The organism is Polycladidibacter stylochi, assembly GCF_001562055.1.
GTDB classification, from domain to species: Bacteria; Pseudomonadota; Alphaproteobacteria; order Rhizobiales; family Stappiaceae; genus Pseudovibrio; species Pseudovibrio stylochi.
In genome coordinates, this window is the sequence record NZ_LLWE01000029.1 from 99793 (window position 1) to 122612 (window position 22820).

Sequence of the window (22820 nt, forward strand, 5' to 3'; positions counted from 1 at the left end):
CCATTTTTTAGTGTTGTTGTTTCGATCCCAACTTAAATATAAAAAACTATCAAACAATTATTATTGTTAGTAGACCTAGGTTCTTTGTTAGTTTTGGGTAGTTAATTCAATCTATTACAGAATAATTGATTATTGTTTTGGAAAGAAAAAAGCATCCATACGATGAATGCCAAAATGTGCACCAGGATCCCAACCATAAAAAGCATCCCCAGGAACATTTTGGAGATCTTTGACTGCAACGGGCTGACGTACTTGAGAAATCAGACCAATGTGTATGGTGTTATTTGCATGTATTTCCAAGATATCGCGCCATATACTCTCACGTTGGCCATTCCCCTGTGTCCTTAGAAAATCTTTGTAGAGATCAATCAGCCTTTTAGCCGGAAGCCATTGCGGCAACTGGCCAGCATTACCACTGCTTTCATAATACAAGCCCCATTGCGGCCATGACAGAAAATCGCTGCGCGTTGGCGCATAATCATCGGGCAGCATGTGAGCGGTGGGAATGCCATTTTCAAAGCCCGTCCATACCGACATCATGAGCTCACCAGATAGAGCGCGTGCCCTTATAACATCGCGCTGGCTTGGTTTAACAAACACCTCGATACCAATATCTCGCCAATCTGCTGCCACCAATTCCATGGCATCAATCTGTTCCTGACGCTCACCACTTAACTCGACAATAATCCGTAGCGGGGTCCCGTCGGGCAAGTGCCGCATGGCATTAATTCCTTGCCGTTTTAAACCAATTTCATCAAGAAGCTTATTGGCAACCTCGGGGGCATGGTTTGTCCATGCGGTTTGATAGTGCGGCATAAATAGAGGTGATTTTGGAAGTACTGTATCGTTGGCAGGTACCGCAAGCCCAAAATACAGCACTTTATTAATGAGCTTACGATTAATAGCCAAGGACAGCGCATGACGAAAATGTTTATTTTGAAACAGCTTTCGCAACCTTTTGTCTGCAACATTTAAATTTGGCAGAATGGATATTTGTGAACCTTTGGAGATCCTCCAAAGCTTTAAAGATAGAACACCGCGCCTTTGAGCTTGCTTTAAGAGAGAGATATCGGCGAATTTTAATCCTCGTGCCTGTAAATGTGTTTCGCCAGCTTGGGTCTTGGTCGCTACAATTTTGTTATCAACGACTGTCATAATAACACGGTCGATATAGGGGAGTTGTTTTCCCTTGCTATCAACTCGATGAAAAAACGGATTTCTGGCAAACACAATTCGCCGGGCACTTTCGCCAAACAATCTGTGCCATGGTTGTAGTGTGGGCAAATCTGCGTTTCTTGCTCCGTACATATCATCAAGGCGATTAAAAAGCGGTGCCCAACCGCGTAGTCGGCGTTGTTCTGCCCATATCGACAACTGTTTTATATCCGCATATTTAGCATGAAACTGTTTCAAGTAGTGGTAAGGACGGTAAATAAAGGGCGGGCGCGCTTTTGCCAGCTCCGGTAAAAATTGAGGATTAGGTTTATGCCACGCATAAACAAACTTTGTTTTGCTTAGAACTTTAAATCGTGGCGGTTTACCTTCCACCAATAAAAATGATGGCAATCCCCCTGGTCTTAACCTGTCATTATTGGCAATATCTTCATACCAAAAACGAAAGTCTTGACTTGTGAATGGTGCACCATCTGACCAGCGATGATTGCTTCGAAGCTCGAAAGTAAAAATGCGCCCTTCTTCCACTGAATAGCTGCGTAAAATATCCGGCTTTAGATGCAGTTCAGGCGTATAACCCAGAAGGCGTGCATACCCCCAAGCATTCATTAGTCTGCTGTCTTTTTCACGGGTTACAAGTGTTTTCAGCGTTCCGCCGTATTCACCCTCTTGGCGATTGATTGCCTGCATATCGGTAACGTGGTGTGGCGTCGGAACCCGTTGTTGCACCGGAGGCAGCCCTGCCTTAACAGCATTGACGAAAAAAGGTGGTTCGATTAACCGAAGTTGAGGTGTTGCCAATGCCTGTGACACTCCCACAAACAGTAACCACCCCCATAAGCACATCAATGTTGAGGCTACTCCTTTTTTACTCATGGGGTCTCACCGGCAACGAAATGTGTACGTTTTTCATATGTGCTTCGTTTAATGCAACATAGTGCCCGTTACCTAGTGGCTGCATTCTTGTTTTCTCATGGCCCATCAGCTTATAGGGTAAAGGCCACATAGACGGTGACGACACGTTCTTACCGGCCAAATGTGCAAAGTCCATTTTATGATCTGGCTCAATGGTCGGCACCGCTTGAAGAAGAGCCTTTGTGTAAGGGTGTGCCGGTTGATTGATAACGGCTGCTGTTGGTCCTACTTCTACCAATCTTCCTTGGCACATGACTGCAATACGATCTGCAAGTTGTTGGATGACAGCCAAGTCATGGCTCACAATAAGGTAAGTGAGTGCGAATTGCTTTCTTATTGTTTTTAGGAGGCAAACAATCCTTTGTTGCACTGTAACATCTAAAGCCGATGTGGGTTCATCACATATTAATACTCGTGGTTGGCAAGCCAATGCCCTTGCAATTCCGATACGCTGCTTTTGCCCCCCCGAAAAGGCATGGGGATACCGGTTCTTACTGGATAATGGCAGGCCAATAAGATTTAACAGTTCATCTAGCCTTTGTTGCCGCTGCTTTGGTGTGCCAATTTTATGTATTAGCAGTGGCTCACTTATTATTTCGGCGACGCTCATGTGCGGGGGCAATGACGCATGTGGGTCTTGAAAAACCAGTTGCACGTTTTTGCGAAATTCTCGCAATTGCTCCTTTGTCAGTTCAGCCAGTACTGAGGCTGCCTTGCCATTATTTACGATTATCTGCCCTGCTTGTACCGGGAGTGCTGCCATCAAACTATGGGCCAAAGTGGTTTTACCCGAACCTGATTCACCCACTAAACCCAAGCATTCCCCGTTATAGAGTGTTAAATCCACATCACGTAATGCCAATTGTTTTTCGGCTTTATTATCTTCGTAACTCACCGATACATTTTTTAGCTGAAAAAAAGGCGTTCCATGTTCTTGGCTCTCAAGGTTCAATGGCTCACTATCAAAGTGAAGCTTGGGAACTGCTGCAATCAAATTCTTCAAATAAGGATGGCGGGGTGTATATAAAAGCTTGTTAACACGGCCTGCTTCCATAAGCTTGCCCTGATAGATAACCAAAGCACGATCTGCCATATTGGCTACTATTCCAAAGTCATGCGTTATCAGAAGTAAAGACATATTCATATCATGCTGAGTTGTTTTCAGTAGTTTTAAAATTCTTGCCTGCGTCGTAACATCCAGGGCTGTTGTCGGCTCATCTGCGATTAACAGTGCAGGTTTACACAATAGTGCCATGGCGATCATAGCCCGTTGACGTAGCCCGCCAGATAGCTGGAACGTATATGTATTCAATGCCTGCTCCGGATTTGGAAAGCTAACGGCCCTTAGCATTTCAAGCGTTAATTGCCGCGCTTGTTTGCGTGAGGCATTACAGTGGATACGGGCCACCTCACCTATTTGGTCGGCTAAGGTATGCAAAGGAGATAATGAGGTCATCGGCTCTTGAAAAATCATTGAGATTGATCTTCCACGATACGCGCGCAACTCACCCGCTCTGGCTAAGTGAACCAGATCGACAGGTGCCTCTCTTGAATTTGCATAATAAAGAATTTGCCCGCTGGTGATATGTGCGTTCTTAGGTAGCAGCCCAAGAATAGCATAGCTGAGAACCGTTTTACCTGATCCAGATTCCCCTGTAATAGCAAGACATTGCTGACGATTTAATTTAAAGGAGATATTATCGAGTACCTTATTGGCACCATAGGAACTTTCGAATTCTACGCTTAAGTTTTTAAATTCTAATAGGATTTGATCTTTTTGTAAGTGTTGCATCACAAGATATCACCTTTAAAATCTTGATGAAGTTGTAATGCAAAAAAGCTACCCCTTAGTTAGATGGAAAGTATCAAGCTTAGAGATTTCATGAAACACTTCTTATTTTACTCGCCACCGTCTTTATAGTCTTTACCCCACACTTCTACAGGAACACGGCGCCCGCGTAATTGCCTTTTCCCTACGACTTTCAAGCTATGGCAGTTTTGTGCAGCCTTCGCAGCATTTACACTTGCAATTATAGCAACGCGTGCATCAGGGTATAACTCCTTACCCAGAACCTGTAGGCGATTGGCAACATTAACAGTATCTCCAATTACGCTGTAGTTGCTTAATGTCTGCGTTCCAATATTACCAACAATTGCCCGGCCAGTATGTATGCCAATGCGTGTTCGAATGGGCCAACTCCCATTAGCTTCAGCTTGCTCGGCAAGTTTTCTTGCAATGTTATCAGCAGCTCTCAATGCGGCTTGTGCATGGTTCTCCATTGCATTTGGTGCATTCCAGAAGGCGAGAATACCATCACCTAAATACTTATCGAGAGTTCCCCCTTCTGCTTCCACTGCCTGGATTAGTAGCTCGAAATGATCGTTCAACAATTTTGAAAGCTCATTTACAGGTAGCTTTTCAGATAGAGATGTAAAGTCTACTATATCGGTAAACATTACTGTTACTTCGGCTTCTTTTGCCGTTATGGCTTGCTCAAAACCAGCTTCCATGAGCTTTAAAAGCAAATTACGTGGCACGTAGCGTGCCAACGCCCACAGCCCCTGAGCGGAAGCGTTCATGGCATTGGCCACCTGGTTCATTTCCTTGATGTTGCTGCCGGGCATTGGTTTAACTTTACCTGGCTGAAAATCGGCTAAATAACCCGCACTTTTAGCAACCTCTTGCAATGGCGTTGATATTTTTCGAGCTAAAAGCACCGCAAGTAATACGGTTAGAAATACGACCATTAATGAAATAATTGACGTATATTTAATTGTATCATAAGTAGATAAGGCTATAGAAGCTGGCAAATAGTAACCTATAGTCCATTTTGATAATGCAAATCCCTTAACATGAGACGAAATAACAAAAAAATCTTTTGAACCGCTACTAACTAATGAAGCAGATATATCTTTTTTGACTGGCGAATAAATAATTTTACTATTCGGTGTCTTTATGTACTCTAGTAAAACTGGATCCCCAAAACTCTTTGCCGGTGTTAGCAGTTCTTGTGTTGGCAACGTACTATTTTGTGCAGCAACATATGCAACAACCCTGCCCTCATCATTTAGAGCAAACAATGTTGTATTGAGGCTGCTTTGTAGGCGCTTCAGGTGCTCACTCAACTTCTGCATCGAGATGACAGCAGTTAGATAACCACTTAAGCCTGCTTTTGTTTCAACCCTCACAGTTACGTTGGCAAACTGACCACCCTTCACTTCCTTTAAAGCCCCCCATGTGGGCTTTCCATTGACAGAGGGCACCGGAGCATTACGCAACCATAGTGGCAAATCATGGGGGTGTGTTTTGGCTTTGCGAGAAAAAAAGGCAAGATCATTACTATTCTGCTTCACCCCCCATATTAAACCTGTATCTTCAACAAATACCAACCGGCTTATATTGGAGGCACCCAACATACTTCCCATTAGAAGCGTCAGCATTTCCTGCCTGTCATGAGCTGTGTAGTTCTCGTTTTGAAATTGCCATCTCAAATCAGAAATAACCAATTCTGAGGGTTGTAAATGGTTGAGCATGGAATTTCGAATAGCTTCAATTGCCAATGAGCCGGTGGCCCAACCTAACACCTCAATGTTTTTAATATTCGCTTTTGAGGAGAGAAGTAAAACACTGCTGCCACTAATTGCAACCAAGAGCCCAAAGAATACCGACATAAGTACAGCAAGTGACCATTGGAATTTTTGAAAGTACTTTTTAACTGAGATCAAGGCATTCAAACCAGCTTTATTGGTTGCCCATTTAATTCCCACCAATGATCCCCAGACTAAAAGGTTAATAACACGCTCAATGCTAACTTTTGAAAGTTGAATACGCCAACGGCAGAACCCAAAGTTGCAATCAAGCAATCAATATTCCGATTGAGTAGTTCCATTTTGGAAGATATCAGCAGAATATTCTATATGCATGTATTCTCATAATGGTTCGTTATTTGTTTGCCAAGTAACTGACGCTAAGTTATCACCATCTTCACGAGTTATACATCTCGTCCCATTCATTATTTTTTGTGATGAGTCTACGTATTTTATCGGTGTCCCCACATACATTTGCTGTTGCTGGTGATGTGAATCTACTTGTGTCGTTTTCGTAAAAACTAGATCTCTTTGCAGTATTTGAGGGTCTTGAAGCGCTTGTTGCACGGTATTGACCGGAGCGGCCGGAACTCCTGCTTTTTCCAGCTTGGCCAGTAACTCAACCAAAGAGTAGGCTATTATTTTTCCCTTTAGTATTTCAGTCAGTTCATGGCGATTTTTAACGCGACTTGCATTTGTTTCAAATCGCGGCTCCAGCTTTAAGGAGGCAATTTGCAAAACGTCACAGAGTTTTTGAAATTGGCTATCATTTCCCACGGCGATTATCAGGTGACCATCTTTCACCGCGAATGTTTGATAGGGGGCAATGTTAGGATGCGCATTTCCTAATCGTTTTGGAGTTTTACCGGTACTAAGCGCATTCATTGCCTGATTTGCAAGAACAGCAAGCTGGCAGTCAAACAACGCCATGTCTATCCACTTGCCAACCCCTGTTTGCTGTCGCTCTATCAACGCAGCCTGAATAGCAATTGTGCTATAAAGACCTGTAAAAATATCTGCTGTCGCAATACCTACCTTTTGCGGTTCACCATTAGGGTCACCAGTAACATCCATTAGGCCACTCATGGCTTGTATGATAAAGTCATAGCCGGCCCGCTTTGCGTAAGGGCCGGTTTGACCGAAACCAGTAATAGAACAGTAAACCAAGCGCGGGTTCAACTCTTTCAAAACGGCATAGTCCAAGCCATATTTTTGTAAAGTGCCCACTTTAAAATTTTCAATAAGCACATCAGCTCGTTTTACCAATTCATAAATGGCTTTTATATGTGCTGGCTTTATAAAATTTGCCGTGACCGAGCGTTTGCCTCTATTGCACGCGTGGAAGTACGCGGCAGCCCCTCCTTGATCAGGGTCGCCGATAAATGGAGGCCCCCATTTTCTCGTATCATCACCATCAGGACTTTCAACTTTAATAACATCGGCCCCAAGGTCTGCCAGTGTTTGCCCTGCCCATGGCCCTGCCAGTATCCGCGCAAGCTCAAGTACTTTTATACCTTTTAATGGTGCGCTCACATATACACTCCTTGTTATTTGTCGATTTAAACGCATAAGTTGAGAACAATAGCTGTTTGTTGCAAGTGTGTCGCACTAGCTTTTGTCATGGGTTTATGCCTTACAATCACCGCGAAACCTATTCACAGTAGCTCGGGCAAAGGCACCGCTCTTTTGCAACTTTACTGTGAGACAAGAGTGACAATCGACTTTGTCGTTAACATAGCCTTGCTAGTGGAGGATAAATGAAAACCGACCTGTCCAACTATGTATACTTAAAAGATTACCAAAAAACAGAGTATGTGATCAGCGAGGTTGATCTCGTTTTCAAGTTGGACCCGGAAAAAACGATCGTCCAGAATAAAATGAGGATTGAGCGTCGGCATCAAACTGATGCTGGCACCACATTGGTACTTGATGGAGATGAACTCACGTTTATCAGCGCCCAAGTAAATGGCCAGAGTTTAAATGAAGGGCAATTTGAGGCGAGCGCGAACAGCTTTCGCTTGCTCACGCCACCTGCTGATGAATTTGAGCTCACGATTACCACGCAAGTAAACCCAAGTGCCAATACACAACTCTCGGGTCTTTACTTGTCATCGGGAAATTACTGTACGCAATGTGAAGCGGAAGGTTTTCGCCGTATAACCTATTTTTATGACCGCCCTGACAGTTTGGCCATTTATAAAACACGCATTGAAGCCTTGAAAGCAAAATACCCGGTTTTACTTGCCAATGGTAACCCGCTGACAAGTGGTGATATGGATGCAGGCTATCATTTTGCCGAGTGGTTGGACCCGCACCCCAAACCCTCTTATCTTTTTGCTCTGGTCGCCGGTGATCTTGGCAGGGTCAGCGCACCATATACAACGGCCTCAGGGCGCAATGTTGCACTTAATATTTATGTTGAACATGGCAATGAGCCACGCAGTACCTATGCAATGGACTGCCTCATTCGCTCAATGAAGTGGGATGAAGAACGATTTGGCCGTGAGTACGATCTTGATGTTTTCAATATTGTAGCTGTTTCAGATTTCAATATGGGAGCGATGGAAAACAAAGGCCTCAATATCTTTAATGATAAATATATTCTTGCAGACCCCAAAGTTGCAACGGATGCTGATTATGAAGGCATTGAAACCGTTGTTGCACACGAGTATTTCCATAACTGGACCGGAAATAGGATAACTTGTCGTGACTGGTTCCAGCTCTGTCTTAAAGAAGGGCTGACAGTCTTTAGAGACCAAGAATTCTCTAGTGATGAACGTTCGCGCTCAGTGCAGCGCATTCAAAACGTACGTTCATTAAAATCCCGCCAGTTTCCTGAGGATAGCGGCCCGCTTGCGCATCCGGTTCGTCCTGATACCTATAAGGAAATCAATAATTTTTATACTGCAACAGTCTACCAAAAGGGCTCTGAACTTTGCGGTATGCTGCAAACGTTACTGGGTATCGACGGCTTTCGCAAAGGAATGGACCTCTACTTTGAACGCCATGACGGAGACGCAGCGACTATTGAGGATTTCCTAGCTTGTTTTGCTGAAAGTTCCCAAATTAATTTGGATCAATTCGCACTTTGGTACCATCAATCCGGAACACCATTACTAAAAGTAACCCGCTTATATAATCGTGATAGGCAAGAACTTAGCCTCACCATAAGCCAAGAATTGGCACCGACCCCAGGCCAAGAGAAAAAAGAGCCCATGTTGATCCCGATCCGCTTTGGTCTACTGGCTAAAACCGGTGATGAGCAGGCGTTTTCGGCTATTCGTGGAGCCAAGGTCAAAGACGATGTAATTTGGTTAGAGAACGCGACACAAACCATTGTGTTCGAGGGCGTTAGCGAGGGTTGTGTCCCCTCCCTGCTACGTGGTTTTTCCGCACCTGTTAACATCGAGAGCGATTTAAACAGCTTCGAAAAGTTACTGCTCATGCAACATGATTGTGATGGTTTTTCGAAGTGGCAGGCCCTGCAAGATGTCGCGGGGGACATACTTGTGAAACTGTCTGTGGGTCAGGAAGCCCCTGAACTAGATGCCTTTACAGAAGCCCTTGCCGCAATTATTGGCGATGATAGCCTTGAGTATGCTTTCAGAGCTTTGTGTCTACAAATGCCCAGCCACGATGATTTAGTTCCGCATTTATCGGGTAAATATGACCCTGAGGCCGTTTATCAAGCAAAACTAAAATTACGAAAACAAATTACCAAGCGTCTTTTGCCTTTATTTGAAACTATTTACAGTGAGGTAAAACCGGCTTCACCATTCAATCCTGACGCAACGTCAGCAGGTGCGAGAAGCTTGCGCAATACGATCGTTTCCTACCTTGGAATTTCAAGTGACCAACGGCATCATGAACTGGTTGTAAAGCATTTTGAAAACGCGGATAATATGAGCGACCAGATAAGTGCACTCATCACATTGGTTCATGACCAGATCACTGGTTACGAGGTTGCACTGCAACAATTCTATGAGATGCATAAGAATACACCGTTGGCGTTGGATAAATGGTTCGCTGCCCAAGCATCATCCCCAACTTCTTCAGGTGTTGAAATGTTGGAGTGTTTAGCACAAGACCCTGCTTTTTCATGGGGCACACCCAACCGTGTACGCGCTCTCCTGGACCCCTTCACAATTGGCAACCCTAGGCTGTTTAACAAAGCAGATGGTAGCTCCTATAAATACCTTGCGCAAAAAGTGCTCGAAATAGATACCAAAAACCCGCAGTTGGCTGCGCGTGTTCTCAATGCGTTCCGCTCTTGGCAGCACCTGGAACCAACGCGGCGTCAACTTGCTAGACAAGCGCTTGCATCAATCCTCGACGCAAAACAAGCCATTTCCATCGATATTCGCGACATAACGGAGAGATGCCTACAATAACCTGTCAACAATAAAAAACACTAGTAGATTCAACGGCGACCACTGAGTCGCCGTTCGTCGTTTTTTTGAAACTGACTCTAGACAATCCGATTCGGATCGATTCAAATGGGGATGATTCGGAAGGGTGTTCTTCTGGGTTATGCGGCGAATTCTTTAAAATTAGGGGGCACTGATGGCACGAGCCTTTGCGGGAGGCACGTCCACACGTCGTCTGTCAAACCTGTCAAAAGCAGGGGGGGCACGGCTTGTCGGGGCAGAAGCATTAACGGGGCACATTAAGCTTTTGGCTGAGCCTACGTACCAACGGCTGGTACGGCACGAACCGCTATTGCGCAAACTAATTCCAGCTTTATCTCTCTTGTTCTTAATTGCCATGGCTGCGTTTCGCGGGCTGGAGTTGAGTTATGGCTATAGCCGCGTAGCCAAGCAAGCGAGTGACGAGCTCACCCTCATTGCAACTGCCTTACAAGCGCAGCTTTTATTGCAAGAAAAGCAGCTTCCGGATACGGGCTTTCAAAACAGTCTGCATAGCTTACTCACTGATAACCTGCCCCCGCGTGCGACCAATGATGGCCGCAAGGTTTATATCAGTGACGCTCAAGGCACAATTGTTGCCACTTCTCCTTCTCAACCCGCCTTAGAAGGTGTTGCACTTACACAAATTCTTGGTGCGACACAGCCAATGACTTACTTTGGCAAACAGGCTGGGGTATTAACAATACACGAGGGCACACCACAAGCGGCTCAAGCCACTGTGCACCACTTGAATGGCAAGCTTGGCATGGTTGCTGTGGTGCAAAGCGATGTCGACATCTACAAAAGCTGGCAAAGCAAAGCAATTGCAAGCGCTACGATATTTGCAGGCACTGTGTTTATCCTGGTGTTCTTGATTTATGCCTTTTTTGCCCAAGCAACTCGTGCTGCAAAAGCAGATACCATATATGCGGCAACGCGCACACGTATTGATGCGGCGTTAAACCGTGGCCGCTGTGGTTTGTTTGACTGGGATTTATCTCGTGGCCGGGTTTTCTGGTCTTCCTCACTCTATGAAATGCTCGGTTTACCTGCCCGAAATGATATTATGGGCTTTGCTGAAATCTCCAGCCTTACCCACCCGGATGATATTAACCTTTACGATATGGCTGAGGAACTGCTGGAGAGCGAAGAGAAGGTTCTCGATACCCAATTCCGCATGCGCCATGTAAACGGCAACTGGGTTTGGCTTCGCGCACGCGCTGAAGTACAAATAGATGCTTTGACGCAAGAGCCGCATCTCATTGGTATCTGCATTGATGTTACCGAACAAAAGCAATTGGCAGAAAAGTCGAGAACAGCTGATTTGCGCTTGCGCGATGCTATCGAGTCTATTGGGGAAGCTTTTGTTCTTTGGGACTCTGAAAACCGCTTGGTTATGTGCAACAGTAATTACCGACAATTACACTGCTTGCCTGAAGATGTCATTAAAGTTGGCACGCCCTACGAAACTGTCATGGCTGTTGCACGCCAGCCCATTATTACCACTCAACCTGTCAGCGATGATACTCAAAACGAGTGCGAAAGCAGCTACGAAGCTGAGCTGGACGACGGGCGCTGGTTACAAATTTCTGAGAGACGGACAAAAGACGGTGGCTTTGTCTCTGTTGGCACCAACATTACACCACTTAAGAGACACGAAGAGAAGCTTTTGGATTCTGAGCGCCGCCTAACCGCTACTGTTCTGGATCTGCGTCAGTCACGCCAAAAACTGGAATTACAGGCACAGCAACTTGTTGAACTGGCTGAAAAGTACGCAACTGAGAAAAACAATGCGGAAGAAGCCAACCAAGCCAAATCTGAATTCCTTGCCAACATTTCCCATGAGCTGCGCACACCGCTTAATGCGATCATTGGTTTTTCCGAAATCATGAACGACGAGCTGTTTGGCTCGCTCGGCTCAGACAAGTACCGCGAATATTGCCGGGATATTCACTCGAGTGGCAATTATCTACTCAATGTTATCAATGATATTCTCGATATGTCACGCATTGAAGCTGGTCGCTTAGAGCTGGCGGTTGAGACGCTACATATCAATGAGCTGGTTCAAGAAACCACCCGTATCATTGCTGGCACTGTAAAAGAAAAGAATATTGTCTTTTCAAGCGATAATGTACCGGCATTAACCATTGAGGCCGATAAACGCGCTGTTAAGCAAATTCTTATGAACTTGCTGGCGAATGCAGTAAAATTCACGCCGAAAAATGGTCAGGTTTGGCTGAAATGCGAGCAAAACAGTGCACATATAGAGTTATCTATCAGCGATAACGGTATTGGTATTCCGCGCAAGGATATTGAACGTCTCGCCAAGCCGTTTGTGCAAGTGGAGAACCAGCTCACTAAAAGCCATGAAGGTTCCGGCCTTGGCCTAGCCATTGCACGCTCTTTATGCGAGCTGCACGGCGGCCGGATGGAACTCCATTCGGAAGTTGGGAAAGGCACAACAGTTACTGTCAAATTGCCTGTTAAACCTGGTATTCCAGTTCTAGAGGACCTTGGCAAAATCGCTTGTTAAAGGTGATATAAATCGACACAAAAAAGCCGCGGATAACACCCGCGGCTTTTTCGTTTGTTTAACATGAAAACAATTACTTATCATCGGGTAATTGGACAGGTGCAATGACGCGCTCAAAGATAGCACGTACCTCACTTTGCCGTTGTGCCAACAGGCCTGTTAAGCGCTCGAACTGCGGTTCATGGCCTGCTGCGAGCAGCATATCAATCAACCCTTTCGGTGCGCTTTCTGGATCAAACTTGTCTTTAAGCGCTAGCTTAAGCACCTGCACCAAATCACCATAAAGGCGTAAAGTGGGAAGCAAGACATCAGCATCGTCGCCGTTTATGATGCCCGCATGTGTTGCACTTTCCAAAACCTCCGAAGTTTTGGGGGCGAGTATTGACGGGATCTCGCAGGCCTGTGCCAATTGTAGATATTGGGCAATGAACTCGATATCAACCAAGCCACCCGGCGCTTGTTTTATTTGCCATGGCGAGGTGGTGGGCTTTTCCTTTTGGATGCGCGCCCGCATTTCCGATACATCTTTTTTCAAGGTTTCGACAGGGCGCTGCTGACACAAAACGTGGCTTATGGCGCTCTGGATTTGTTGAGTAAAACTACTGCTGCTACTTGCAAGAGTACGGGAACGGGTGAGTGCCATATGTTCCCAAGTCCAAGCCTCTTTAGCCTGATAATCTGTAAATGCTGCGATGCGCGTTGCCAGCGGACCGGAGTTACCAGAGGGGCGTAAGCGTAAATCGACTTCGTATAGCACCCCTTCTGCTGTTGGCGCTGTTAGTGCCGTTACCAGCCTTTGTGTGAGGCGTGCAAAATACTGACTTGGAGCTAGTGGTCGCTTACCGTTGCTCGCTGTTGCATCCTCCGGTACATCATAGAGCAAAATCAAATCGAGATCAGAAGAGCAACTGATTTCACGCCCGCCCAGTTTTCCCATGGCCAATATGGCCAGTTCTGCCCCTGGGATCACACCATGAGCTTCTTCCAGCTGCTTTTGCACCAAGGGGAGTATTTGCTCCAAGATTTCATCGGCAAGATCTGACAGGCTTTCACCCATCTGGTGTGCATTTATTGAGCCCGTTAATAAGCGAAGCCCTAACAAGAACTGTTGCTCCTGCACAAATATACGGGCTCTATCCAGCGCATCTTCATAGAATGGCGCTTGTTGCAATGTGGTTGCAAGACCGGTTCTGATTTGTTCGCGGCTTGGCACGTCGCCAAAGAAAGCAGGGTCCAGTACTGCATCCAAGACATGCACTCTTTTAGAAACAATCTGCGCCATTCTTGGGGCTGCCCCCATCACGGCGGTTAATAGTTTCATTAAGTGCGGGTTTGAGCGCAACAAACCAAACAGCTGAACACCAGCAGGTAAATTGGATAGAAAGCGGTCAAAAGCCAATAGGGCTTCATCTGCATTATCAGTTTTGGCGAGGGCATCCAAAAGCGCCGGCGTTATTTCTGTCAAGAGTTCGCGGCTTTTCGCAGTATAGACGGCCGGATAGCGCCCGTAGTGCCATTGGCGAATAATCTTGATGGTTTCACTCGGACGTAAGAAGCCAAGCTGCTGTAAAGTCTCGACTGTTTCCGGGTGATCGTCATCTCCCGTAAAGACCAGTGAGCCCATATCGCTGGAGAGTTCGGGCTCATCCTCAAACAAGCTGGCATAATGCTTTTGCACTGTTTCAAAGCGCGTGCGAATTGATGTGGCAAATTGCTCACGCTCCGCGATACCTAATAAATGGTAGATGCGAGCTAAAGCTTGGTCATCATCCGGCAATATATGTGTTTGCTCATCATGCACCATTTGAATACGATGCTCCACGTTACGCAGGTACACATACGCTTCTTTTAGCTCATCGCGCGCTTCCTCGGTAATCCAGCGGTTGGCAACCAACGAGTCTAGCGTATCTAATGTGCGCCGCAGTCTGAGCGCCGGATTACGACCACCAGCAATCAACTGCTGAGTTTGCGCAAAAAACTCTACTTCCCGTATACCGCCGCGGCCCAGTTTCACATTATGGCCTGCCACACGGATTTTACCAAATCCCTTGTGGGCATGGATCTGCCGCTTGATGGAATGCACATCAGATATGGCGGCAAAATCAAGATACTTGCGCCAGATGAACGGCGTTATCTCTTTTAAAAACATATCACCGGCTTCAATATCGCCTGCACATGTTCGCGCTTTAATCAGCGCCGCCCGCTCCCAGTTTTGCCCCAAGCTCTCGTAGTAAACCAGTGCTGCAGGAACAGAAATTGCCAGCGGTGTCGCACCGGGATCAGGGCGCAGGCGTAGATCGGTTCTGAAGACATAGCCATCACCCGTTCTCTCGCTCATGATTTTAATCAGGCGCCGGGTCAAGCGTACATATTCCACCGAAGCTTCACTGTTGTCGCTGAGCTTACACCGCTCTGGTTCATAGAGAACAATTAGATCAATATCGGAGGAGTAGTTCAACTCCCCTGCTCCGTGCTTGCCCATTGCGAGCACAAACAGGCCAGCGTCTTTTTCTGGCTCTGATTCATTGGAGGGTGTAAAGCGCCCACGGCGTTGTAAATCTGAAAGGCAAAACCTTATGGCAGCATTAACTGTCTTGTCGGCCAAGTCGGAAAGTGCCTTTGTGACCGTATCAAGTGGGATTGCACCCGCAATATCCCCCAGCCCTGTAGTCAGGGCAATGATTTGTTTGGCCTGACGCAACTCTTGCATGAGCTGAGCTTCGCTCTCAGCACGCAAGTTTTCAATGTGTTGCAATGTGGAAGCAATCACCACCTCGGGTGAAGTTTCCATAACATCAATTAGTGTTTGGACATTTTTTAAAATCAACTGTCGCAAGAATGGCGAATTCTCCGCAACCCCTTGCAAGAATGGTATAAGAGAAGTGTGTTTTTCTGCAAATACCGCGAATCTTTGCGAGAGCTCTTTAAAGGCCAGTTTTTCATCAAGATCATTCAAAAATGATTGTGCATCTGTACTGTCATAATGCGGCGGTATAACTTTAATGCGCTCACAAAACAGATTATCTTGGGTTTGCTTGGGCAGTGAGGCTTCTTTAATAGCTGTCATTCACACACTCTTTGCTCGTATAACCATTCACTAGGTGCCTTCAATTCTCAAGCACCGCTCATAGCATTCGAATACCATTTGTTTGTTATAGTTGTTTTTCCAAAAGCGTGCGCTGTATTTTTCTCAATTATACGTTTTAGGTATTAGGATATGCGTGCGATAAGCTCGTTATGTGCTTTTTCTTGAAGTATTGGAAACTCTAGAGTTATTTTCAAACCCGGTTTGTTATCGGTTAAATGCATCTCGCCATTGTGAAGTGAGACAACGGCTTTTATGAGCGACATGCCCAGCCCTGCCCCTTGTTGTGACCGGCTCGCATCAAGGCGGACAAAACGCTGACATACCCGCTCACGATCACTTTCATCGATACCCGGGCCGTTATCTGTTATCTCAATGTAGGCACGCTGATTTTGTTGGCTCAGCGAAATTGTTATTTCCTGTTGCGTATCTGCCTGTTCAGAGCGACCATACTTCAAGGCATTGTCAAGCACGTTTGCCAGTGCTTGCGAGAGCAATTCACGATCGCCTTTAATTTTGGTCTTTTCGTTTTGTATCAGCTTAATTGTTAGTTCCGGGCTTTCTTCTGCTAAAGGAATATATAACTCAGCTATATCGCTTAGTACTTCATCCAGTTGCAGTTCATTATGGTAAACCCCTGATGCTCCTGCTTCCACTCTGGCAATGCGTAGTAATGCATTAAAAGTGCTGATCAAATCATCGGTTTCGACCAGAGTTTCTTCAAGGGCTTGCCGCAATACCGTGCTTTTTTTGGCTTCTGTTGCGCCGATTTGCTGGCGCAACGCTCCTTCTACGCGGCCGCGCATACGGGTGAGAGGTGTTTTCAAGTCATGGGCGATATTGTCGGAGACCTGTTTAAGTTCGTGCATCAACTCTTCTATGCGGGCAAGCATGGCGTTGAGGTTAATAGCCAAACGGTCGAACTCGTCACCATTGCCAGTAACTTCCAATCGCCCTGAAAGGTTGCCCGCCATAATGTCGTGACTGCCGATTGTTAGTCTATCAATTCGCCGTAACACCCTTCGATTGACAAAGAACCACGTGATGGCTGCCATTAAAACCATTACCACCAACCACATTGTCAGTGCTTGAGCTAATAAATCATGTAGGCGTGACTGTTCTTCAAGATCACGACCAACAAGCAAGTTAAAGTTCCCTGGCAGTGAGAAAACACGAACCACAGCTGTGTAATTTGGGCTTTTATTTTGCCCTTCGCCTGGCAAGTCGCGGGAGTAGTTGACGATTTTTATTTGCCCGTCGGATTGCGCCAATATTTCCTTGGGAATATTTCGGATGTTACCAGCCAAGTAATTACCGGCAAAATCTGTCAGTAGGTAAAGGTTGGCATCCGGCTTTTGCACGCGGCGGCTAATGCCCATGGTCAAGCCGTTAATACCGTTTGTGGCATAATGCTCGGCAAGCCCTTCCACTTCGGTATCAACGGTTTGAATGATTTGCTCTCGCATCAAATTGTTGGTGTTTTGGGTGATAAACGCAAACAAAAAAACAGAGAGCGCAGAGAAGACACCTATATATATCAGCGCCAACTTAAATGCAGTGGTGCGAAAGAGTCTAGTGAGAGCTGTCACGGATCGTATACCCAGTGCCGCGAATTGTTGTTAGTAGCTGCTGGTCAAAACCCTTATCGATTTTTCCACGCAGGCGCGATATATGGACATCAATTACGTTGGTTTGCGGGTCGAAATGATAGTCCCAAACATTTTCCAGCAACATTGTGCGCGTCACCACTTGGCCAGCATTTTTCATCAGGTACTCAAGCAGACGAAACTCACGCGGCTGTAAGTTTATTGCCTGCCCTGCCCGCTCCACGGTATGGGCCAAGCGGTCAAGTTTAAGATCGCCTACGCTAAGTACGTTATCGGCTGGAGCGATAGACTGGCGGCGTCCAAGCACTTCCACACGCGCCAACAACTCTGAAAAAGCATAGGGCTTTGGCAGGTAATCATCGCCCCCCGCGCGTAAACCGGTTACACGGTCATCAACTTGCGAAAGAGCGGACAGGATCATTACCGGCGTGGTGTTCCCCTCTTCCCGTAGTGCTGCAATAATAGACAGACCATCGCGCTTGGGTAACATGCGATCTATAATCAGCACATCCCAGTTTTCATAGCTGGCCATTTCATAACCGCTATCACCATCATATGCTTGTTCTATGCTATGCCCCGCCTCTTTCAAAGCTTTGGCAAGGTATTGTGAAGCTTCCCTGTCATCTTCAATTAGCAATAATCGCATTTGTATTGGCCTGACTACACTTTCTCACTGAGAATCTTTTGACACCATAAGCATACCAAAAATAGTTGAATACATGCGCTATGCGCAAATGCAAAGCGGTGACAGCTGGGGCGAGCTGTCACCGTTGTTGTTGCTGGTATACCTTACCAGCCACCTTGGAGCTCTCGGGGGGGCTCTATTTATCGTCTTTAAGCGGTATAGCCACGAACAGTGTGTTGTTCGCCGTATTCACACGCAAAAGGACCGCTTTTCGGCCCTGCTCTCGGGCTTTTTCCACTTGCTGGGCCACATCTGCCGGAGTGCTGACTTTCGTGCCTGCAACCTCTGTTATGATGTAACCCTCACGCAGGTTCTTATCTGCTGCCGGACTGTCAGGTTCAACCGAAACAATTACAACACCCTTGCCTTCAACGCCTGCATCTTTGGCTGACGAGAGTTCAAGGCCGAGAGAATCGACAAGTGCCGCGTTGGCATCTTCATTTTGAGATGGCGTTGCCTTGTCATTTTCATCTTTCGGAATAGTACCAAGTTTCACATCCGTGGTTTCAATTTTTCCACTGCGCCAAAACTCGATTTCAACGGTAGTATCTGGAGAATAACCGGCAATGACCTTCGCCAGTTCACGTGGTCCATTCACCTCTTTACCATCGACTTTTAAAATGATATCGCCTGCTTTGAAGCCCGCGGCTTCTGCGGGGGTACCTTTTTGGGTTTCGGCAACCATCGTGCCGTTTTCATTATCCAGGCCAAGCGATTCAGCAATGTCTTTTGTTACTGGCTGAATTTGCACGCCCAACCAACCGCGAGTGACCATGCCATCTTCCTTCAGATCGGCAATAATCTTTTTGGTGGTTGCCGCCGGAATGGCAAAAGCAATGCCCACATTACCACCAGATGGCGAAATAATAGCCGAGTTCACGCCGACAACCTGACCTTTTACGTTAAAAGCGGGGCCGCCTGAGTTACCGCGGTTAACAGAGGCATCAATTTGCAAGAAGTCATCATAGAGGCCCGCACCAATATCGCGCCCGCGTGCAGAAACAATACCCGCCGTTACGGTGCCGCCCAAACCGAAGGGATTGCCGACAGCAATTACCCATTCGCCAACCATCGGCGCTTCAGAGGCAAAGTCGACATAGGTAAACTTTTTCTTCTCATCAACTTTGAGTAGTGCCAAGTCTGAGCGCTTGTCAGAACCTACAAGCTTGGCATCATATTCATCGCCATCATTGGTCACAATGGTGAATTTTGTGCCGCCATCGACCACATGTTCATTTGTTACCAAATAACCATCTTCGGAAATAAAGAAGCCAGAACCTTGCGACTGTCCATAGCGCTTGGGAGCTTTACGCTTTTTCCCGTGCTTTTGTCCGTCCTCGCCAAATTCTTTAAAAAAGCGCTTAAACGGGTTGTTATCGGGAAAATCGCGGAACATTGGCGGTAGACCATCAATCAAACCCTGTTGTTTGATCTCGGTTTTCACCCGCACACTCACAACGGCGGGCTTTACCGCTTTCACCACGGGCGCAAAATTGGCTATGGCAGGAGCGTTCACACTCACAGGTGCTGCATTTGCCGGCAGCGCGCCTAGTAAAACAGGTGTGGCAACACCACCAGCCATGACAACAGCCATGGTGCCAGCCATCAAGCGCGTACGCAGGGTTTTGGATAAACAATTATAGAGAGGCATTTGTCAGCTCCAGATCTCATGGCAACAACAGTAATTTGTTGAAAGCCACTATGACAGCTGCAACCTTACAAATACCTATCTCCAGCATTACAATTTGGTAATCTTTGGCTTTATACACCCCCAAGTTATCATTGGGGCATACAAGACCTATTCGTTCTTGAATAGGTCTTCCAGTTCTTCTTTTTCTTTTTCGCTCAAGGGCATCGGTTCACTATCCCGTTTCCGTTTGCGCGCCGCCGAGATGAGAAACACAATGCCTATGAGCAGTATTACAGGACCACCTATCCATAATAATAGCGTGTGTAATTCGAACCTTGGTTTGAGCAACACAAACTCGCCATAACGATCAACGAGGTAATTCAATACCTGCTGGTCGCTATCACCTGCCTTTATGCGCTCGCGAACCAATATACGCAGGTCCTTTGCCAATTTGGCATTTGAATCATCAATAGACTGGTTCTGGCAAACAACACAGCGCACTTCCTTGGAAATTTCGCGGGCACGTTGTTCCAGTTTCGGGTCCGATAACATTTCATCAGGGTTGACCGCCAACGCTTGCTGGGCAAATAGAAACCAAAGCGAAGCGAATAGAACTGCAATAAACCCTTGTGTTTTTTTAGGTTTAATCACTTTAAGCCGCTGCTCCTTGCTGTTGTTTCTTACGTTGTTTTTGGGCCGGTTTTGGCGCACCAACACGTAACCTGCGATCGATCATACCAATAAAGCCGCCCAAGGACATAACAAGACATCCGATCCAAATAAGCAGTATAAGCGGTTTATGATAAATTCGTGTTACGATACCACCATCTTCGGTTTCATCGCCAACAGCAAAGTAAACCTGAGAGAAGCCAAAGGACACGATAGAGGTTTCCGACATCGGACGGCCGGAGGCGTTATAAACGCGTTTTGTCGGAGCCATCTCGTGAAGGAATTTGTTGTCCTGTTTTAAATCGAAATAGGCAACTCTCTCAACATAATTGGGCCCCTCATGATCGCGGTTGCCTTTGTATGTCACGTCATACTCACCTATTTGCCTGGTCTCGCCCGGCTTCATGACCAATACGGTTTCAGTTTCATAAACAGAGGTGGTGACAATACCGAGCGCTGTCAGGCCAATACCCAAGTGCCCAAGCGCCGTTGACCATACGGTTTTAGGCAGTCCCCAAAAGCGTTTCCAAGCTCTCACCGGACCAACTTTTTTGAGTTGGACGCGATCCCATATTTCCCATAGGGAACCAAAGATGGCCCAGAGCGCAAAACCAAAGCCAATTACTGCGAAAATATGATTTCCACCCATCCACCAGCCAAGGGCAATTGCACTTAACAAGGTCAAGACAAATGCGCCGGTTAAACGCTGGGTTACGCCCCATAAGTCGCCGCGCTTCCATGCCAAAAGCTGGCCAAACGGCATCATGATGAGAACCGGCACCATAATGGGTGCAAATGTCAGATTAAAGAAAGGGGCCCCGACGGATATTTTATCCCCTGTGGCCGCTTCCAAAATAAGCGGGTAGAGCGTTCCAAAAAACACCGCAGCGGTTGCTGTGGTTAAAAACAGATTGTTCATTACCAACGCACCTTCACGGCTAATGGGGGCAAAGATACCACCTTTACGTAGTAATGGTGCGCGCATGGCAAACAGGGCCAATGAGCCACAAATAAAAATTATCAGAATTGTTAGAATGAATATGCCGCGTGCCGGATCAACGGCAAATGCGTGCACAGACGTTAACACTCCTGAGCGCACCAGGAACGTTCCTAACAGCGAGAGGGAGAATGTTACAATCGCTAGGAATACGGTCCAGACCTTCAAGGAGTCGCGTTTTTCCATAACCAGTGCCGAGTGCATTAGGGCTGTACCTGTTAACCACGGCATGAAAGACGCGTTTTCAACCGGATCCCAGAACCACCAGCCACCCCAGCCCAGCTCGTAATAAGCCCAGTAGGAGCCCATTGCGATACCAAGTGTTAAGAAAATCCAGCTTGCCAGAACCCATGGGCGCACCCAGCGTGCCCATGCCGCATCCAAACGCCCGAGCAGCAATGCGGCACTGGCGAAAGAAAACACAATCGAGAAACCAACATAGCCGATATAGAGCAATGGCGGGTGAATTGCCAATCCAATGTCTTGCAACATTGGGTTCAGGTCTTGCCCTTGTACCGGAGGTTGCTCAAGGCGCAAAAACGGATTTGACGCTGTCACAACGAATAGCAGGAAAGCAAAGCTAACCCAGCCTTGTGTACCTAATGTGGTGGCCTTGAGTTCTGCAGGCAAGTTTTTACCGAATGCGGCAACAAGCGCACCAAATAGCACCAAAATGAGCACCCAAAGAAGTATTGAGCCTTCGTGATTGCCCCATACTCCCGATATTTTGTAGATCAAAGGCTTATCAGTATGAGAGTTCTCAAAAACATTAAAAACCGAAAAATCCGAGGTTATATAGGCATGGGTCAATGCCAAAAAGGCAAGCAATACAAGTGCAAACGATAAGTAGGCCAGCGTGGGCGCAGTAGCTGTAAGGCGGGTATCATGCTTGAGTGCCCCCCAAACAGGAAGCACTGATTGCAGTGCTGATACCACCAAAGCTAATATCAATGCATAGTGACCGAGTTCAATGATCATGCTGTTTTCATAGGGCAACCATACGCCCTGTGCTCCTACCTATCGCTTATAAGCGTTCAAGACACTCTATATTATACTAGGAATGTTTTACGAGCCGTTCTGATACTCGTCTTTCCAGTGCCCTTGCTTTTTAAGGGAATCTGCGACTTCCTTCGGCATGTAGTTTTCATCATGCTTTGCCAAAACTTGATCGGCAACGAATACACCCTGCGGGTTTACATAGCCTTCGGCAACAATTCCTTGCCCCTCGCGAAACAAGTCCGGCAGTATTCCGGTAAAGGTTACCGCTACCTCTTGCTCACCATCGGTCACACGAAATTCGATGGTCTCTCCTTGATCGCGTTTTACCGAACCCGTTTCAACCAATCCGCCGAGACGAATTCTTTGGTCTGGCGCGGGCCTATTGGTTACGATCTGGCTTGGGTCTAGGAAAAAAGAAACTTCACCTTTCAGTGCATATAACACTAGTGCGGTTGCACAGGCCAATACAACACCGGCTACCGCAATCAATGAAAGACGTCTTTGCTTACGTGTCATTTTATAATCCTGCCTGG

The 22820-nt window shown here is 46.6% G+C and carries 13 protein-coding genes; 2 read left to right on the forward strand and 11 right to left on the reverse strand.

Annotated elements, in window-relative coordinates; genetic code table 11:
* Window positions 1-129: 129 nt before the first annotated feature.
* From AYK67_RS13150 to AYK67_RS13165, 4 genes are all read right to left on the reverse strand, one after another.
* On the reverse strand, window positions 130-2049 hold the full coding sequence (locus AYK67_RS13150; protein ID WP_208976299.1) for an ABC transporter substrate-binding protein: 1920 nt from the start codon (window positions 2047-2049) through the stop codon (window positions 130-132).
* A complete protein-coding gene (locus AYK67_RS13155; protein ID WP_082735814.1) occupies window positions 2042-3880 on the reverse strand; it encodes a dipeptide ABC transporter ATP-binding protein in 1839 nt (612 codons plus the stop codon). Before AYK67_RS13155 ends, AYK67_RS13150 begins: the two co-directional genes overlap by 8 nt.
* A 107-nt stretch (window positions 3881-3987) precedes the next feature.
* Window positions 3988-5856, reverse strand: a complete 1869-nt coding sequence (locus AYK67_RS13160; RefSeq protein WP_156453160.1) for an adenylate/guanylate cyclase domain-containing protein — start codon at window positions 5854-5856, stop codon at window positions 3988-3990.
* A 162-nt stretch (window positions 5857-6018) separates the two neighbouring features.
* Window positions 6019-7209, reverse strand: a complete 1191-nt coding sequence (locus tag AYK67_RS13165) for a CaiB/BaiF CoA transferase family protein (protein WP_156453161.1) — start codon at window positions 7207-7209, stop codon at window positions 6019-6021.
* Window positions 7210-7433: 224 nt separating this feature from the next.
* Here AYK67_RS13165 and pepN point away from each other — a divergent pair, with 224 nt between their 5' ends.
* Both pepN and AYK67_RS13175 read left to right on the forward strand, forming a co-directional pair.
* A complete protein-coding gene (gene pepN, locus AYK67_RS13170) occupies window positions 7434-10067 on the forward strand; it encodes an aminopeptidase N (protein ID WP_068087628.1) in 2634 nt (877 codons plus the stop codon).
* 172 nt (window positions 10068-10239) lie between these two features.
* Entirely contained in the window at window positions 10240-12615 is a 2376-nt protein-coding gene (locus tag AYK67_RS13175) for a PAS domain-containing sensor histidine kinase (protein ID WP_068087631.1), read from the forward strand.
* Between the two features lie 73 nt (window positions 12616-12688).
* Here the strand turns inward: AYK67_RS13175 and AYK67_RS13180 are convergent, their stop codons facing one another.
* From AYK67_RS13180 to ccmE, 7 genes are all read right to left on the reverse strand, one after another.
* Complete coding sequence (locus AYK67_RS13180) at window positions 12689-15682, reverse strand: bifunctional [glutamine synthetase] adenylyltransferase/[glutamine synthetase]-adenylyl-L-tyrosine phosphorylase (RefSeq protein ID WP_068087633.1); 2994 nt, start codon at window positions 15680-15682, stop codon at window positions 12689-12691.
* 143 nt (window positions 15683-15825) lie between these two features.
* The gene (locus AYK67_RS13185) at window positions 15826-17289 is read right to left on the reverse strand and encodes a sensor histidine kinase (protein WP_068087636.1); all 1464 of its coding nucleotides are present in this window, start codon (window positions 17287-17289) and stop codon (window positions 15826-15828) included.
* On the reverse strand, window positions 17273-17953 hold the full coding sequence (locus AYK67_RS13190) for a response regulator transcription factor (protein ID WP_068087640.1): 681 nt from the start codon (window positions 17951-17953) through the stop codon (window positions 17273-17275). Before AYK67_RS13190 ends, AYK67_RS13185 begins: the two co-directional genes overlap by 17 nt.
* Window positions 17954-18128: 175 nt before the next feature.
* A complete protein-coding gene (locus AYK67_RS13195) occupies window positions 18129-19643 on the reverse strand; it encodes a Do family serine endopeptidase (RefSeq protein ID WP_068087643.1) in 1515 nt (504 codons plus the stop codon).
* A 147-nt stretch (window positions 19644-19790) separates the two neighbouring features.
* The gene (locus AYK67_RS13200) at window positions 19791-20270 is read right to left on the reverse strand and encodes a cytochrome c-type biogenesis protein (protein WP_068087730.1); all 480 of its coding nucleotides are present in this window, start codon (window positions 20268-20270) and stop codon (window positions 19791-19793) included.
* A gap of 4 nt (window positions 20271-20274) precedes the next feature.
* Window positions 20275-22266 carry a heme lyase CcmF/NrfE family subunit gene (locus AYK67_RS13205; RefSeq protein WP_068087645.1) on the reverse strand — a complete coding sequence of 664 codons (1992 nt, stop codon included), beginning with the start codon at window positions 22264-22266 and terminating at the stop codon, window positions 20275-20277.
* Window positions 22267-22353: 87 nt separating this feature from the next.
* On the reverse strand, window positions 22354-22803 hold the full coding sequence (gene ccmE, locus AYK67_RS13210; RefSeq protein WP_068087648.1) for a cytochrome c maturation protein CcmE: 450 nt from the start codon (window positions 22801-22803) through the stop codon (window positions 22354-22356).
* Window positions 22804-22820: the final 17 nt, after the last annotated feature.

Coding starts and splice junctions, on each gene's coding strand:
- AYK67_RS13150 (WP_208976299.1), bottom strand. CDS start 2,049: ATGAGTAAAAAAGGAGTAGCCTCAACATTGATGTGCTTATGGGGGTGG.
- AYK67_RS13155 (WP_082735814.1), bottom strand. CDS start 3,880: ATGCAACACTTACAAAAAGATCAAATCCTATTAGAATTTAAAAACTTA.
- pepN (WP_068087628.1), top strand. CDS start 7,434: ATGAAAACCGACCTGTCCAACTATGTATACTTAAAAGATTACCAAAAA.
- AYK67_RS13175 (WP_068087631.1), top strand. CDS start 10,240: ATGGCACGAGCCTTTGCGGGAGGCACGTCCACACGTCGTCTGTCAAAC.
- AYK67_RS13180 (WP_068087633.1), bottom strand. CDS start 15,682: ATGACAGCTATTAAAGAAGCCTCACTGCCCAAGCAAACCCAAGATAAT.
- AYK67_RS13190 (WP_068087640.1), bottom strand. CDS start 17,953: ATGCGATTATTGCTAATTGAAGATGACAGGGAAGCTTCACAATACCTT.
- AYK67_RS13195 (WP_068087643.1), bottom strand. CDS start 19,643: ATGCCTCTCTATAATTGTTTATCCAAAACCCTGCGTACGCGCTTGATG.
- AYK67_RS13205 (WP_068087645.1), bottom strand. CDS start 22,266: ATGATCATTGAACTCGGTCACTATGCATTGATATTAGCTTTGGTGGTA.
- ccmE (WP_068087648.1), bottom strand. CDS start 22,803: ATGACACGTAAGCAAAGACGTCTTTCATTGATTGCGGTAGCCGGTGTT.